The sequence below is a fragment of the Rhodopirellula bahusiensis genome (assembly GCF_002727185.1).
Classification (GTDB): domain Bacteria; phylum Planctomycetota; class Planctomycetia; order Pirellulales; family Pirellulaceae; genus Rhodopirellula; species Rhodopirellula bahusiensis.
In genome coordinates, this window is record NZ_NIZW01000018.1 from 135,242 (window position 1) to 150,860 (window position 15,619).

Annotated in this window: 12 protein-coding genes; 8 read left to right on the forward strand and 4 right to left on the reverse strand. The window is 57.3% G+C overall.

The window, feature by feature from the left end; translation table 11 throughout:
- Positions 1–76: 76 nt before the first annotated feature.
- Together CEE69_RS21735 and CEE69_RS21740 are read left to right on the forward strand one after the other, a co-directional pair.
- Positions 77–841 (forward strand): AraC family transcriptional regulator, encoded by a 765-nt coding sequence (locus CEE69_RS21735; protein WP_099262706.1) that lies wholly within the window; start codon positions 77–79, stop codon positions 839–841.
- Positions 842–1,166: 325 nt separating this feature from the next.
- Positions 1,167–2,636, forward strand: coding sequence for a vitamin K epoxide reductase family protein (locus CEE69_RS21740; RefSeq protein ID WP_233215506.1), 1,470 nt, complete (start codon positions 1,167–1,169; stop codon positions 2,634–2,636).
- 82 nt (positions 2,637–2,718) lie between these two features.
- Here the strand turns inward: CEE69_RS21740 and CEE69_RS21745 are convergent, their stop codons facing one another.
- Positions 2,719–3,177, reverse strand: a complete 459-nt coding sequence (locus tag CEE69_RS21745) for a hypothetical protein (protein ID WP_099262707.1) — start codon at positions 3,175–3,177, stop codon at positions 2,719–2,721.
- 28 nt (positions 3,178–3,205) lie between these two features.
- Between CEE69_RS21745 and truA the strand changes: the two genes are divergently transcribed.
- The 4 genes from truA (at position 3,206) to CEE69_RS21765 (ending at position 8,303) form a co-directional block, all read left to right on the forward strand.
- Positions 3,206–4,036, forward strand: coding sequence for a tRNA pseudouridine(38-40) synthase TruA (gene truA / locus CEE69_RS21750; protein WP_099262708.1), 831 nt, complete (start codon positions 3,206–3,208; stop codon positions 4,034–4,036).
- Positions 4,037–4,195: 159 nt separating this feature from the next.
- The gene (locus CEE69_RS21755; protein ID WP_099262709.1) at positions 4,196–5,710 is read left to right on the forward strand and encodes a serine/threonine protein kinase; all 1,515 of its coding nucleotides are present in this window, start codon (positions 4,196–4,198) and stop codon (positions 5,708–5,710) included.
- A gap of 107 nt (positions 5,711–5,817) precedes the next feature.
- The gene (locus tag CEE69_RS21760) at positions 5,818–6,747 is read left to right on the forward strand and encodes an FHA domain-containing protein (protein WP_233215507.1); all 930 of its coding nucleotides are present in this window, start codon (positions 5,818–5,820) and stop codon (positions 6,745–6,747) included.
- Between the two features lie 47 nt (positions 6,748–6,794).
- Positions 6,795–8,303, forward strand: coding sequence for a lipopolysaccharide biosynthesis protein (locus CEE69_RS21765; RefSeq protein ID WP_099262711.1), 1,509 nt, complete (start codon positions 6,795–6,797; stop codon positions 8,301–8,303).
- A gap of 10 nt (positions 8,304–8,313) precedes the next feature.
- On the opposite strand, the gene CEE69_RS21770 is transcribed toward CEE69_RS21765, so the two are convergent.
- The 3 genes from CEE69_RS21770 to CEE69_RS21780 form a co-directional block, all read right to left on the reverse strand.
- Positions 8,314–9,843 (reverse strand): sulfatase family protein, encoded by a 1,530-nt coding sequence (locus tag CEE69_RS21770; protein WP_233215508.1) that lies wholly within the window; start codon positions 9,841–9,843, stop codon positions 8,314–8,316.
- 156 nt (positions 9,844–9,999) lie between these two features.
- On the reverse strand, positions 10,000–10,884 hold the full coding sequence (locus CEE69_RS21775; RefSeq protein ID WP_099262713.1) for a cell division protein FtsQ/DivIB: 885 nt from the start codon (positions 10,882–10,884) through the stop codon (positions 10,000–10,002).
- Between the two features lie 10 nt (positions 10,885–10,894).
- The gene (locus CEE69_RS21780; RefSeq protein ID WP_233215509.1) at positions 10,895–11,812 is read right to left on the reverse strand and encodes a UDP-N-acetylmuramate dehydrogenase; all 918 of its coding nucleotides are present in this window, start codon (positions 11,810–11,812) and stop codon (positions 10,895–10,897) included.
- Positions 11,813–12,137: 325 nt separating this feature from the next.
- On the opposite strand from CEE69_RS21780, the gene xylA reads away from it, so the two are divergent.
- On the forward strand, positions 12,138–13,457 hold the full coding sequence (xylA, locus tag CEE69_RS21785; RefSeq protein WP_099262715.1) for a xylose isomerase: 1,320 nt from the start codon (positions 12,138–12,140) through the stop codon (positions 13,455–13,457).
- A 1,065-nt stretch (positions 13,458–14,522) separates the two neighbouring features.
- Positions 14,523–15,554, forward strand: coding sequence for a sialidase family protein (locus CEE69_RS21795; RefSeq protein ID WP_099262755.1), 1,032 nt, complete (start codon positions 14,523–14,525; stop codon positions 15,552–15,554).
- The last annotated feature ends 65 nt before the right edge of the window (positions 15,555–15,619 follow it).

Genomic DNA, 15,619 nt, shown 5'->3' on the forward strand with positions numbered 1-15,619 from the left:
TGTGTGATCTGCCATTATTGTCAATCAACGCTGCTGTGTCTTGCCGATTCGTTGCATCGTTTTGTAAAATCCTCGCATGCCGAAAATCCCTTCCGATACCGTTCGCTGGCATACAAATGTCTTCGACAGCATCGCCAATCCGATGGCGTGTCTGGAGCTGTTCGACTTTTTGCCGCAGGTTTACATGTACGTCAAAGCAGCGGACGGACGTTACTTGCGGGCCAACCGTGTGGTTTGCCGGATTGTTGGCGTAGAAGATGAATCCTCCATCGTCGGCAAAACCGACTTTGACTTTTTTCCGCCGGCAATAGCGACGCAGTATGTGGAGGAAGATCGCCGCGTGGTCGCTTCGGGTGAGACGTTGACCGATCAAATTTGGTTGGTCCCCGATAGCCGCGGCGTGCCGCAGATCTACTCGTGCAACAAGATTCCGTTGCTGGATTCCACCGGCGATGTCGTGGCGTTGGCGGGAGTCAAGCGGCCGTACCACGATTCTGACGCCCCCGAGAGCGGTCATCTGCGTTTACTGAATGTGGTTCAGTTCGTGACACAGCGCTACGCCGATCCAATTGCGGTCGCGGACTTGGCCCGAGAAGCGAACTTGTCCCCTAGCCAGTTGCATCGCGAATTCATGCGCCTGTTCGGAATCACGCCGAACCACTACATCCGGGAAGTCCGAGTGGGTGTGGCAAGGCACTTGCTGGAATCGACTCAAGAGGCGATCGGCAACATCGCTGCAACAACGGGTTTCTACGACCAGAGCCATTTGACTCGGCAATTCAAAACGTCCACCGGAATCACTCCCACCGAATACCGTCGCACCTACAGCCCTTTGGTGTAACCGCCTGCGGGCCGCATTGCTGAGCCAGCCATACCTCTCCCAATTTGAGACGGTTCGCAGCAGAAAATGCGACACCTTGTGTTCCCAGCGATTCTTGCGGGATCCACGAGCGAATGGACATCCAAAGCATGAGCCTTCAAGGATGGTGCATTTGCTTTCAAATTGGTCGCTCAGTGGACCTTCCCGTTCCCTTGGGCAGGGCAAATCAGGCAATTCCCGCGAATTATGCAATTTAGTTCGCGCGGCCGGGACATTGGCACACAACCTGCGATTCTGCCGATGCACCGCAGCAAGATCTCCCACCTGTCTATTTGTTGGATCCACCATGGCCACTGTCGATTTGCACTCTTCGGTCAATCATCTGTCTCATTCGCCTCTGAATTGGAGGGAGTCCGCGGGCGGCGCGGTATCTCGGATTCGAGTCAGTTCGTGGTGGTTGATGCTGGCGTGCAGCGTCATTGCGTTGGGGACAAGCAGCTATCTGGCTTACAGTTCATTCACGCAGTCGCCCGTCGCGGGTTGTTCGGGCGGAAGCGTCTTTGATTGCGGCCACGTGTTGCACAGCCGCTGGTCGAAAGTCGCCACAATCCCAGTCAGCGTCCCAGCCATCCTGACGCACGTGTCGGTAATCGCGTTGCTGCTGTTCCGCCCGATCAGTCTGTTTTGGAAACGAGTTCGCTGGGGTGCACTCGGCGTTGCTGCGTTGTCGGCTGGCGGAGCCGCGTTGTGGTTCCTTGGCCTGCAGGTGTTCGCACTTGGCCATCTGTGCCCGTACTGCATGGTCGCTCACGTCGCCGGTTTGGTTCTGGCGGGAACGTTCCTCTACAGTCGTCCGTTGCAAACGCCGTCGCTTCGCTACTTGGGCACCGCCGCTGTCGCTGGGCTCGCAGCGATGATCACGCTGCAAATTTCGACCGAACCACCAGAAACATTTGAAGTGATTGAACACAGCGTTCAACCAGCCACTTTCGATGCTCCCGGATCAGTCGAAGCGTCCGAAACCTTCGCTGCCCCAGGCGTCTTCGAAGCACCAACCAGCGGTACATCCGCACAGGGAGAGAGCGTCGACGGTTTGTTCGCACCACCTGAATCAGTCAGCAAGACTCGTGAAGCAACAAAGATGATCGAACGAGTCGCCAACTTTGACTTCGCTCGTTTTGCGATGGCGATGGTGAACCCGGCTTCGTTGCTATCAGCTGAAGTAGAAGCTCCGCAAAGTGAAACACCGAAAACGGCGGAGATCTTGGGTGGCGTTCGCTTAGCGACCAAGGACTGGCCCCTCGTCGGAAAGCAGGATGCGGAGATGGTGTTTGTTGAGATGTTCGATTACACCTGCCCACACTGCCAACGCACGCACGAGTCACTCAAAGCGGCCGAAGAACACTTCGGCGATCGTCTGGCCGTCATCATGCTGCCGGTTCCTTTGGACGGACAATGCAACCCAGAAATCAAGAGCACTCACGCGTCACATCGTGAGGCTTGTGACCTAGCGAAATTGGCCGTTGCGGTTTGGATGGTCGACCGAGAAAAGTTTGGTGAGTTCCACGCTTACATGTTCGATTCAAAGCCAACCCACTCGCAAGCTCTATCGTACGCTTCGCAACTGGTCGACGAAGCGAAACTGAAGTCAACGCTAAACGGGTCGACTCCGACCGAATACATTCAAAAACACATCCAGCTCTATCAGCGAGCGGGCGCGGGCACGATTCCGAAGCTGCTGTTCCCGAAGACGACCACCGTTGGTGCGGTCGAATCTTCGCAGTCGATGATCCGTTTGATCGAGCAACATCTCTAAACTGTGGCATAGGCTTCCAGCCTGTGAGCGATCCCTAGGGTGCTCTTTGCAAATCACAGGATGGAATCCTAAGCCACCTTTCTCAGCCTGCAGCGTCGATACGCAGGGCGACTTCCGCGGTGCAAAGCGGAAGATCCGCCGTGACTTCTGATCGCAGTTCGATTTCGATCTGGTTCTGTCCCATCAACGGCTCAGGAATTTGCAACCGGATGGATTCGCGGTCGCTTTCTTTCGCGAGCCCGGCCAAGTCGCTTGAACCGATGACCTCGTCATTCAAACGCACCACGAACCATCGATTCGGTGCAGGGACCATCTCGATCGACACCTGATCGCCCTCTTCCAAGCCGGTGGGGCAATTGAAATGCCGGCGATAGATGGCATGATACTCGAACCGTGTTTCATCGCTTTGATTGTTGTTTGCCGAGATCTCGGGCGTCTCCGAAGCATCCGGAACATCCACTCGGTCTGCTTGATCAATCAGCTGACCGTCGCGAAAAACTTCGCGGGTCCAGGGGCGTCGCAATCGAATGCGGTGAGTCATCGAGATCCGGTTTCCATCGAGAATTGAATTGCCAGCCAACGACCGCCCTCGCACGTTTCATTTGACGGTCGCTTATGACGGCACCGAGTATTGTGGCTGGCAGGTCCAACCTGAACAGCGGTCGATCCAGTCGGAACTCGAACGCGTTATCCGACCGTTGGCTGGAAGCCCGGTCCGTGTGTTAGGCAGCGGTCGCACGGATGCCGGCGTGCACGCGATCGGCCAAGTCGGTCGTTGTGTGTTGCCGGTTTGGAACGCGGGCACGATTGCTCTCCAGCGGGCGATCAACAGCAAGTTGCCCGATGACATTCGGGTGAAAGCCGTTCGCGAAACTCGAGAGCGTTTTCATCCGATCGCCGATGCCACGGGAAAGCAGTATCAGTACTTGGTGCAAGTTGGTGGTAGTCGAGATCCATTCGCGAATCGGTTCGTCCATCGAGTCGGCGGACCGATCGACCACTCAGCGATGCAGATGGCTGCGACCAAGTTTGTGGGACGGCATGACTTCAAAGCGTTTCAAGGAACGGGCGCCGAGCGACCGTCGACGGTTCGAACCATTCATTCGGCCCGCTGGATCCCTCGATCCGCCGCCGGACCGACCGGCGCGGAATTGGAAGGCGAACACTGGTGCTTTGAAATCGATGGAGAAGGTTTTCTATACAACATGGTTCGCAACTTGATCGGCACCATGTTGGAAGTCGGCCGCGGACGCAAACCGGTGGAGTGGGTCGACGAAGTCCTGGAGAGCCGCGATCGCAAAATGGCCGGTCCCACAGCGCCGCCCCATGGCTTGTTCCTGTGCCGAGTGGACTACCCCGAGGAGGTGTTTCAGGTGGAAGAATCCGAGGCGATGGATTGATCGGAACACAATCGAATCAATGTTCATCAAAACTTCATCGTCAAAGGCGATAAACAGCGGGAATTGCAGCCGAAACGAAGGAAACTGTTCCTTCGCAAAACCGGGTGTCGATTGGTAAACTGATCCGACCGGTTCACCTCTCATTGATGCGATGTCCTTATGTCTGCCGAGAGCCCTCCCGCCTCTGCGCCCATCCTAGATGAAGAGTCCCGTGCACTTGTACGGCGATCCATCGCTGCCGGTGTGGTGACACTCGACGAGATCAAGACGGTCGTCGCATCGCTGATGACCGACGACACCAAGTTCACTCCCAAGCGTCTCGCCGATGGGATGCAGAACGCGGGCCTGCTGACGCGGTGGCAATCCAGCAAGCTCCTCGCCGGAAAGAGCAAAGGTTTCTTCCTCGGCGCTTACAAGCTGCTTCGGCCGCTCGGCAAAGGCGGCATGGGGATGGTTTACTTGGGTGAACACAATGTCATGAAACGTCAGATGGCGCTCAAGATATTGAATTCGGACGCCAGTCGCGATGAACGCCGGATCCAACGCTTTCAAGAAGAAGCACGAGCGTCCGCCCAACTCGATCACCCGAACATCGTTCGCGCCTACGACTTCAATCAGTCCAACGGCAAGCTCTACATTGTGATGGAGTACATCGACGGGATCGATTTGCACCAAGTCGTTGCCCGCGACGGTGTGATGTCGATCGCCGCGGCGGTTGATGCGATGTATCAGGCAACCGGCGGGCTATCTCACGCTCACGAACGCGGAATCATCCACCGTGATATCAAACCATCCAACCTGATGTTGCGATCCGATGGCGTGGTGAAGGTCAGCGACATGGGACTGGCTCGAATCGGTTGGTCCGAAAGCTCAGGCGAAAGCGGCAAACGCCGGCTGACTGGAACGGCCGACTTCGTTGCACCGGAACAAGCTCTCAACAGTCACAGCGTCGACGCCAGGGCGGACATCTACTCGCTCGGTTGCACGTTGTTTTTCTTGCTCACCGGACGACCGCCATTCAAAGGCGACACGGTGGCTCAGCGACTCGCGAAACATCAGACCGCTCCGATTCCAGACGTCCGAAAGCTGCGTCCCGATTGCCCAGCACCGCTGGCGAGCCTTCTGGTCCGGATGATGGCAAAGAAACCCGCCGATCGCCCGCCATCCGCCGTGGATTTGATTGGGCAATTCGATCGCATCCGCCGCACCGCTGGGCTGAAGCAAAAAAATCACCAGCCACTCGCGGCCATCGCGTCGACGTCGGACACGACCGAAGACGGACAACTGTACCAAGCGACGATGGAAGACCAGTCCGTCTTCAACGGGTCGGATGCCGATGAAACGCTGCACGACGCGGGCGAATTTGACTTCAGCACGTTGCCGGACATCGGCGTGGCGACCACACCGAGCGCGTTCCCTGGATCGGCCTCCGGGTTGTCGAGCACTCCGCCACCTCTCGCCGGCGCAGCATCCAAAACGAATTCGTCTTCCAACGCGAAATCCGAGCAGGGGCAAACGCTGATGCTGGGGATGGGATTGGCGATTGCCGTCATCGCCCTGATCACAGTGGTCGGCATGGCTGTCTACACGATCTCCAAACCAGAAGAATTGAAGGCCCCGAAAATCAAGGCGACCGAAAGCGGGAAAGAGATCGTCATCATCAACGGCGGTTGAAACCTCGGCAAATTCGACTCTCTTTGTTATGATTGGACCGCAGTAGCGGCGCGGCCAGAAAGGGTCGGACCGGACCTTCCTCTCCGATGCACGACCGATTGAAACTGGTGACCGAAACCTCCGCCCAACTGATCCTTGCAACCGGAAGCCGAGCCGGCATGGTCGCGGCAATTCACACCGGTTATTACATGATCGGTCGTGATCGCGTTTGCCAAATCCGACCGAAGAGCCGCTCGGTCAGCCGGAAACACTGCCTGCTGCATTGGGAAAAACCAGCCGATTCGGAACCCCGATTTCGAATCTTTGACCTGGATAGTTCCGCGGGAACTCGCGTCAACGGAACTCGCGTCCCGACGCGAACCTGGATCGAGCTGGTTGATGGCGCCGAGCTTCGATGCGGAAAGATCGCATTCGATCTAGTGATCGAAAACGGTGAGACCGCCGAGATCGAGCTTCATGGCGGCGGCCCTACCGAAGAGGCATCACGCGAAGACACGGTCGTGAACGAGACTCGTTTTGACACCGCTGCCGGGGTCGAAGACGACAAAGCCACGCTGCGCTTGAGCGAGCCAGAACCTGCTGCTCCCAAGAAACCTGCCGCATCTCCGGTCTCGTTGCTTCAAGGGGAAGCTTGGCAGGAAGTCGACATTGCCTCCTTCTTGGAAGCGGAGGACGATGTCGCTCGGGAAGCACGTTACGACGATATTCGCGCCAAAACATCCAACCCTGACGCGGCGGCATCTGATTCGGAGATCTTCGACAGCGACGAAGAATTTTTCGACGACGAAGCGGCGGAAGCTACCGATCAAACGCCATCAGGAAAGGGCGCCGGCGAACCGAAACGAAGCTTCGCTACGAAATCTTCGGGCAAGAGTGCACGTGCGGCCGGTTCAAACCTGCTCAGCCGAATCGATTGGGACAAGGCGAAGATCTACGCGGCGATCGCAATGACCGTCGCGGTTTTCATCTTCGGCGGATACCAAGTCAGGCAGTTTTGGCAGGGACCTGAGGTCCGGATCGTGGACGGAATCGACTGACGAAGCTCAAAGCGGATGCACTGATCGCAATTATACTGCTCCGCAACATGACCTCAGACCGATCCTCTACCGACTCTCCTTCGACGGGCGAATCCAGCATTCGCGGCGATCGGTCTGACACGACTTGCGAGAACGTGGCGACCGTTGGGTCCGCCGCGGGCAGCGGATGCTCGGCTGAGAGCGGCGAATCCGAAAGCTTTGGCTGCCCACCTTCCATCACGAATGCAGACGCTGGGCTATCGATCGCGGGAGAAGCCACACCTAGCCCAGCAATCAACGGTCAACAACCGTCCGCAGAAGCAACCGAAGTCTCGCCGCCACGCAGCAGATTCACCAAAGCGTTTTCGTTCGCCCAAACGGTCGGATTCGCGTTTGCGATTGTTGCACTGCAAATGGGCCAAGGCATCTTGCTGGCCCGATTGCTGGGACCGGTCGGTCGCGGTGAGTACGCGACGACCGTTTTGTACGTGCAGATGGCACTGTACATCGGGTTGTTTGGGGGACTGGAAGTCATCTGCCGCTACGCCGCGGATCGCACCGTCGAGACCATCAAACTCCGACGCGCCGCGATGTGGTTGGGCCTGACCACCGGAGCCATCACAACCGGATTGGTGGTGCTGTGCAATGTGATCGCGTTGCCAGACGAGAAAGCCTACCTGATGTCTTTGGGGTGCTTGTGTGCGTTCAGCATCATCGGTCAGCACGTGATGCTGATCATGACGGCGGTCGATCGCGGCGCGGGTGACTTCACCAAGTACAACCTCAGACGGTTCATCTCCGCTGCGGCGTTCCCCGCTCTGCTGTTGGTCGCTGCGATCGTGACCGACGTGACATTGAACCTGGCCTGCGTTTTGTTTGTCATCGCATCCGCGATCTCAATGGCCGCTTGCGTGGTTGGGCTGCCCAAGATTGCGACCGGGAAAAGCGAACCGCCGGTCAATCAGTTGCTCAAGGAGAGTCGTCCCTACGGCGTTTCCATGTTGGCAACGGATCTGTTCGAGCGATTGGATCTGCTGCTGGTGATGTGGTTGGTTCCACTGCTGACGCAAGGCTTCTATGCGGCGATGGTTCCGGTCGTCTATCCATTGACTGTGATCCCCAACACTCTGGGTATCTACCTTTTCAATACGGCGGCTGATCGCAGTAAACGCTTGCAGACATCCGATGTGCACCGAATCTTGGGTGGATCAATCGCGATTCAAACCGTTTCCACGATCGCGTTCATGATCGTGATCGGTCCATTGGTGCGACTGGTCTACGGCGAGGAGTTCGCACCCGCGATCGTGTTCGCGTGGTGGCTGGCGCCGGTGTCCGCGATCAAAGGCATCCTGCAAGGTCTGGACAGTTACGTGAAAGGACGAGGCAAACCGCTCGCTCCGATTCGATGCCGCATCGTCGCGGCCGTCGTCATGCTGAGCCTGACCGCAGCCTTCGTTGGTACTTATGGCGCAATCGCGATCGCGGTGGCCGCGCTCGTGGGCCAAATCATTTGCTTGGTTTGGTTGTCAGCGATTGTTTATGCCGACGTTCGCGAACAAAACTCAATGGCCAACTAGAACTCGCCGACTACTTCGGACGACGCTTTTCCAACCACTCGAGCTTGGGAACGCGATCTGGCGATTGAGTCGCCCAGTCAGGTGTGGGGAACCAACGCAAACCGCTGTATCGCGGGTAGGTTTCCCAAACATCGCCACCGTTTGGCCCAGACACTCGTGGATCGTTTGTCTCGGTGAGGTAATCGTTCAGTCGCTCACTCAAGGTTTGCTTGACGTCTGCGAATTCAGGCTTGGCGGACAAGTCATTCAAGCAAGCGGGATCGGATTGAATGTCAAACAGTTCTTCTGCGGGCCGCTTTGCGACGGCCCATTGCAAGTACTTTGCCAGCTCCGCATCGTCGTGATTTTCGACCAAGAACGTGAGCGATGGGCAACCGTCGATGTCGTGGTAGCCTTCGTGCATGGGCCCCAATTCTTCGGCGAGAATCGCTTTGTTCTTCGGGTAACTTCCCGAGCCAAACTTCTGGGGTGCACCGGCAGGCCAGCGTTCGGGACGGAAGTTGCGAATGTAAAGGTATTGATCCGTCCGGACGCATCGCTGTGGGTAGCCGAGAGATTGATACCTGACTGACGAGTGTCGCTCGCGCCCAGAGAAAATCGCATCGCGATCGGGTTCAACGATTCCACGTTTGCCAGACCGAAGCAGCCCCACCAAACTGCGTCCACTCAAAGGCGTTTTCTCGGGAGGCTGAACCTCGGTTGCTTCATAGATCGTCGCGGTCACATCGATCAAGTTAACTAGATCATCAACGGCTCGATCACCCTTCACCTTGCCCGGCCAACTGATCGCCAGCGGCATGTGAATGCCATACTCATAGACGTTCGCTTTGGCTCGCGGAAACGCCATGCCGTTGTCACTGGTCACGATCACGATCGTGTTGTCCAGCTCGCCGGCTTTCTCGAGCGACTCCAGCATGCGGCCGAAATGCTGGTCGAACCACTGGATCTCGTAGCAGTAATCCAGGATGTCGCTGCGGATCTCAGGCGTGTCCGGCAAGAACTCCGGCACAACGACTTTGGCCGGATCCATTCCGTTCTTTAGCCCGATGCCTTTCTCAAACACTCGATGAGGTTCTTGGCAACCAAACCAAAAACTGAATGGTGCATCATCGGGTCTCTGATCCAAGAACGCATCAAAATTCGCGGCGTAGTCGACACTGCTGATCCCACCGGGTGACTTGGACTTCTTCGACGAGAACACTGGCCCTGCCGGATTGCGAGATCGCTCGCTGACTTTCCAATTGCCCGGTCCCCATCCTTTGCCGGTGTAGCCGACGAAGTAACCGGCCTTTTCCAGTCGGTCTTGGTAGACCTCGTACTTCGTGTCGAACGAACTGGCGTGCGTCCCGGCGTGTTCAATCTGCCAGATGTTTCGTCCGGTCAAAAACGCAGCTCGCATGGGGCTGCATCCAGGCGCCGGAGTGAACGCGTTGTTGAACAAGACTCCGGTCCGTGCAACACGATCAAACGCGGGCGTTTGGATGGCTTGGTAACCGTACGCCGACGTATGAGGGAACGATTGATCATCAGAGATCGCCACCAGAACATTCGGACGATCCGCCGCGAGAAGATTCGTGCACGAGAGCGCGACGGCAAACAACAAAACGAGATGGATTCGGACCAACTGAACATTCCTTCCGCGAGATGAACTGACTGCGAAAGAAAGAGAATAGCTCAGCCGAAGTCAGCGTGCTTGCTAAGGACGCAGTTGAACTTGTCGAAGATCCGATCCAGTCGGAACTCCCGCCAGCATCGCTTGCATCTTCATTGTCGCTGGCATTTCACCGGCAACCTCTTCGCCGGGTGGACTGCCCCAGAACCAACGCTCGCCATTCTCATCCGCGATTTCGAGCTGGACGATCGGGTTCTGGCGTAGATCGCCGTGCACACCGATGCTCTTCAGATTCAATTCTTCGCGATACGGTGCCAACAACCGCGCCAGCAACGCCGCCGAATGAACTCGCGTGTCGCCGAACGGCAATCCATATCCGCCCGTGTGATAAGCACCGGGAACGATGATGTGCAGGTAATGATCCGTTTCGGACGGTGCAAAATCGCTGGGCAGCAGAGTGCCTTCGCCATCCACCACCAAGAACCCGGGCCCGGTCTTGGGATCATCCACGTAGACCATCGCCACTGGCAATCGGTAGTCGAGCCTAACATCGAGTCGACCGTTTGCTTTCTTACGAACGCCGACGACGCGCTGCACCCACGGGTGACTCGCAAATGCCGAAGCCACTTTGGCGGAGACCTGTTTGTCGAGCAGCGACATGTCCTTCATCGCGGTGTCCGAGTAGACCACGTCGACGATGTCGGCACGAACGTACTCCGGCGGTGAAGTCACCGAAATCTTTTGAGGGTCGATTCCGTGGTAATGCTTCGCAACATACTCGGCTCCCCAAGTTTGCCACGCAGCGTAGCCGGCGACCAACAGAATGGCGGGCCAAAGAATCGACAAAACCGCTGGTGCGGCGATCATGCCACGCACCCATCCCACCATGGTGGAAGGTTCTTCCACCGCCAGACCGCGTTTGCGGCGGATCAGGCGTGGACGTTTTTCGGATGGGGGCGACTCGGTCATCCGAGTACGGTTACCAAATTTGCAGATTCAACTGCAAGTCGATCCCGGTTTGCATCAAGACTTGTTCACGCACTCGTCCGATCAATTTCACACACTGGTCACTTGTCGCGTTTTCGTGGGCGATCAGATAATGCGGTTCGGCTGAATCCAACGACACATCGCCTTCGCGTATTCCGGCCAGCCCGGTGCTGTTGATCAATTCACACGCGGAAATGGAATCGGGATCGATGAAAGGCATCGCGATCCGATTGGATTCCGATGGACGGCGTTGTCCGCGATGAATCCAAAGTTTCTGCATCCGCTTGGTCAGCGCCGGGACATCTTTAGGCTCCAAGTTGAACGTCACGGACAGGACCACGGTTCCCATCAGCGTCGATTGACGGTGAGCGAATCCGGCTTCTTCCCCGGTGAGCGTTTTGCGTTTGCCTTCCTCGTCGATGATGTCGATCGATTCGACCACGGAACCAATGTCACGCCCTTCCGCCGAAACATTGCCGACGACGGCCGCACCGATGCTGCCGGGGATACCGACGAGGTGTTCGAGTCCACCGAGCCCTTCGCCGACCGTTTTGATCACTGCATGAGTCAGCTTGGCACCGGCACCGGCGATCAGTTTTTGACCTTGGATTTCCAAACCGCTCGTCGCCGGGGCGGACAACTTGATGACCAGGCCGTCAAATCCAGCCTCTCGGACGAGCACATTGCTGCCTTGGCCCAGCACGCGCAGGACCAGCTGTTTTTCACGTGCGACGGTGAACAGTTTTTCGATCTGATCGATCTCGACCGGTTCGGCTAAGAAACGAGCGGGGCCACCGATGCCCAACCACAACGTTTCACGCAGCGGTTGGTTTTCGCGAACCACGTGCAGCAGATCTTCGGGGAAAAATTCGGTGAGCGATTCAGAGGGAGCAGAAGACACGTCGTTCATTTGCCGGTGCGAGTTTCGAAAGCCACCACCTCCTGGCGGCGGGACGCAGGACCTCAGTTTCGCAGTCCGAAGCAAAATTGGCAATCTGGATTCGATGTGGGTGCTGGCGAACGGCAATTTATCCGGTTTGACGGGTTTCGGAACACTACCTGGACACCGCGAAAGCGTTCTGGACGCCCTAACTGAATGCAGAAAGCCGCTTCTCACACCGCTGCAACGCTGAAACCGGTTTCACCCCCTTGTCGCATTTCCGTCAACTTCTGATATTGGTTTGCTCCATTGATTTGCATCTTTTTACCTCGCAGCCATACACGGAATCCGTCCGATGACCGCTTTCCCCGATGTCCCCGTCGTTCAGTACGAAGGCCCCCAGTCCGATAACCCGCTCGCCTTCCGCTGGTACAACCCCGACGAAGTCATCGAGGGCAAAACGATGAAGGACCACATGCGGTTCAGCATCGTTTACTGGCACACGTTCCGCGGCACCGGTGCTGACCCCTTCGGCCCCGGAACCGCCGTTCGTCCTTGGGACGATGGATCCGAAAGCGTCGAGAACGCACAAAAGCGTGCCGTGGTTGCGTTTGAATTGTTCACCAAACTGCAAGCTCCTTACTACGCTTGGCACGATCGCGACGTGGCCCCGGAAGGAGCCAACTTGCGTGAGACGCACGCGAATCTCGACGCGGTCGCTGACGTTCTGGAAGAACAGCAAAAAGCAACCGGCGTGAAATTGTTGTGGGGCACCGCCAACATGTTCAGCAACCCACGCTTCATGCATGGTGCCGCGACGAGCTGCAACGCGGACGTGTTCGCTTACGCGGGTGCTCAAGTCAAAAAGGCTTTGGAAGTCACCAAGCGTCTCGGTGGTGAAAACTATGTGTTCTGGGGAGGCCGCGAAGGCTATCAGAACCTCTACAACACCGACATGAAACGAGAACTGGATCACTTGGCCAAGTTCTTCCACATGGCCGTCGACTACGCCAAGTCGATCGGGTTCGACGGTCAATTCTTGATCGAACCCAAACCGAAAGAGCCCACCAAGCACCAGTACGACAGCGACGCTGCCGCCTGCATGAACTTCCTTCGTGCGTACGACTTGGATTCACACTTCAAGCTCAACATCGAAACCAACCACGCGACGCTGGCGGGTCACACGATGATGCACGAGCTCGACTACGCGGGCATGCAAGATGGATTGGGCAGCATCGATGCCAACACGGGTGACTTGTTGCTGGGTTGGGACACCGACCAATTCCCAACCGATTACTACCTGACCACCCAAACCATGCTGATGATCATGAAGCACGGCGGGATCGGCACCGGAGGTGTGAACTTCGACGCCAAGGTGCGTCGTGAATCGTTCGAGCCCATCGATTTGTTCCACGCTCACATCGGCGGAATGGACGCGTTCGCCAAAGGCCTGAAGATCGCCGCGGCGATTCGTGCCAGCGGCGAATTGGCTGACTTCGTGAAGAACCGCTACTCGACCTGGGATTCCGGAATCGGTGCCAAGATCGAAGCCGGCGAAGTTGGCTTCGCCGAGTTGGAAGCTTACATGCTCGAAAAGGGCGAGATCGACGCCAACCAAAGCGGTCGCCAAGAGTACCTCGAGCACATGATCAACAAGTACATCGATCGAGTTTGATCAGCGTTTCTCGGGCAATTTGCAACCTTGGGTTGAAACCCAAGGCGATCCAACTGCCGTCGCTCCGCGACTGTTGCCGGAAATGCTCCCTGCCAGCCAACCGCCGAGCGGTGACATCAATCAGCCTCAGGTTTCAACCCGAGGTTCGGTTTGGCATCCGCAATCAGAGCGTCAATGGTGACGTCTTGTCGACTCAGTCCTCAACGACGTTTCAAGGCACATAGGATGGGCACTCTTGCCTTTTTATACCCCACATCTCGAAACACCAAAGATTAGTGTCCGATCAGAGTGGATTAGTGTTCCACCAGAGCGGTCAAGGGAACACTAATCGCCGCTAATCAAACACTAATGATTCCTCGGCAAGGGATGTTTAGCCTTAAACCGCTTGTATTCCCAACGCAAGCGGCTCCCAAAAGATGTGGGGTACAAAAAGGCACTCTTGCCCGTCCGAGTCGGCCAAGACCACCCATCACAACCCGAAGCGTCAGCGAGGGACTCCCCCCCAAATCCCACGACGGCCCCATCCGGGGCGACCGTTTGTTTTCCGGTATCGGTCTCTCGGGGCTTCCGCCCCAAGCTAAGCACGACGGCCCCATCCGGGGCGAAACTCGGACGCAAGCCACCATTTATTTTTCGAACGTCCCGAGCGGCGACAGGTGGATCAACAACTGCCGTCGCTCCGCGACTTGCCGATGGATGGGAACCATCACAAACCTTGGGTTAAAACCCAAGGCTTTCCAATGCCGTCGCTCCGCGACTGATGCCGACAACGCTCCCAGCCACCTAACCGCGGAGCGGTGACATCCGTCAGCCTCGGGTTTCAACCCGAGGTCTCAGTCACACCCGCGCCACCAAAAGCCGCGGAGCGGCGACAGGTGCAATGAGCGTTGCAATGTCGGGCGAGACCATCCAGGCTCTCTCATCGCTCCTCAACAAAGGTAGAATCCGAGCCGCGGAGTGGAGTCGTTTTCATATTTCCGCGTTTGCAAACTGCCGGGCATCAAATCGATGCCGCATCAAACATCTTTCGCTGCGACGGCCATCTTGGTTGTCCTGACTGCGACCATGACCACAACGCTTGCCCCGATCTCGTTCGGCGAGGATTCTCCCGCGCCATATTGGCGACTGAGCGAGACGGGCACGAACGTCAGTCTTCGTGGACTTTCCGCGGTCGACGATGATGTCATCTGGGCCAGCGGTGCGGCGGCGACCGTGATTCGCTCGCTCGATGGTGGCGAAACTTGGAAGCCGTGTGGCCCGGATGGCTACGGCGACTTGGAGTTCCGCTGCGTTTGTGCGTTCAGTGCCAACGATGCGTGCATCGCCAGTGCAGGAACGCCCGCCGTGTTGTTGCGAACCGAAGACGGAGGCACCAGTTGGAAGGAAACCTATCGTGCCGAATCCGATGCGGCATTCTTCGACGCGATGCAGTTTTGGGATGCGGATCGCGGGCTGGCTGTCAGCGACCCCGTCGATGGACGGCTGTTGGTCGTCGAAACGAACGATGGCGGTCGGTCCTGGAAAAAGTTGTCAACCGAACTCCCGCTCGCTCGGCCAGGCGAAGCCGCGTTCGCAGCCAGCAACTCTTCGTTGTTGGTCGGTGAGGATGGCCGACTGTGGTTTGGAACTGGAGGTGCCGAGTCCGACACCAGCCGACTGTACACTCGCTCGGGTTGGGACCAGCCTTGGCATGCCGTTTCAGTTCCCATGCCAAGCTCACAAGCCTCCGGCATCTTCGCCATTTGCCAAGGTCCAGCCATTGCCGGTGTTACGACTGCGACGCCGTTGTTCTGCGTGGGCGGTGACTACCGAGCCACGGAAACATCCGCGGTCACAGCTTGCATCAGCCTGGACGACGGAAGGACTTGGCAGCATGTCACCGTTCAACCGGAGTCATTCCGAAGCGATGTCATGGAGATCCCCGAAGGCAGCCCGCTGGCCCGATTCCTGATCACGGTCGGACCGTCAGGGACCGATCTTTCCAACGATGGAATGAACTGGACTCCTTTCTCAGCCATCGGGTTCCACTGTTTATCCGCCGGCAAAACCAAAGTTTTCGCATGCGGCTCCGACGGCCGGTTCGCTCGATTGGAATAGTCGGCCACTCGCGAAAACGGCGTCCTTCGGCGAAGGCCCCACAAATTTGGGGGCTGGATTATGCT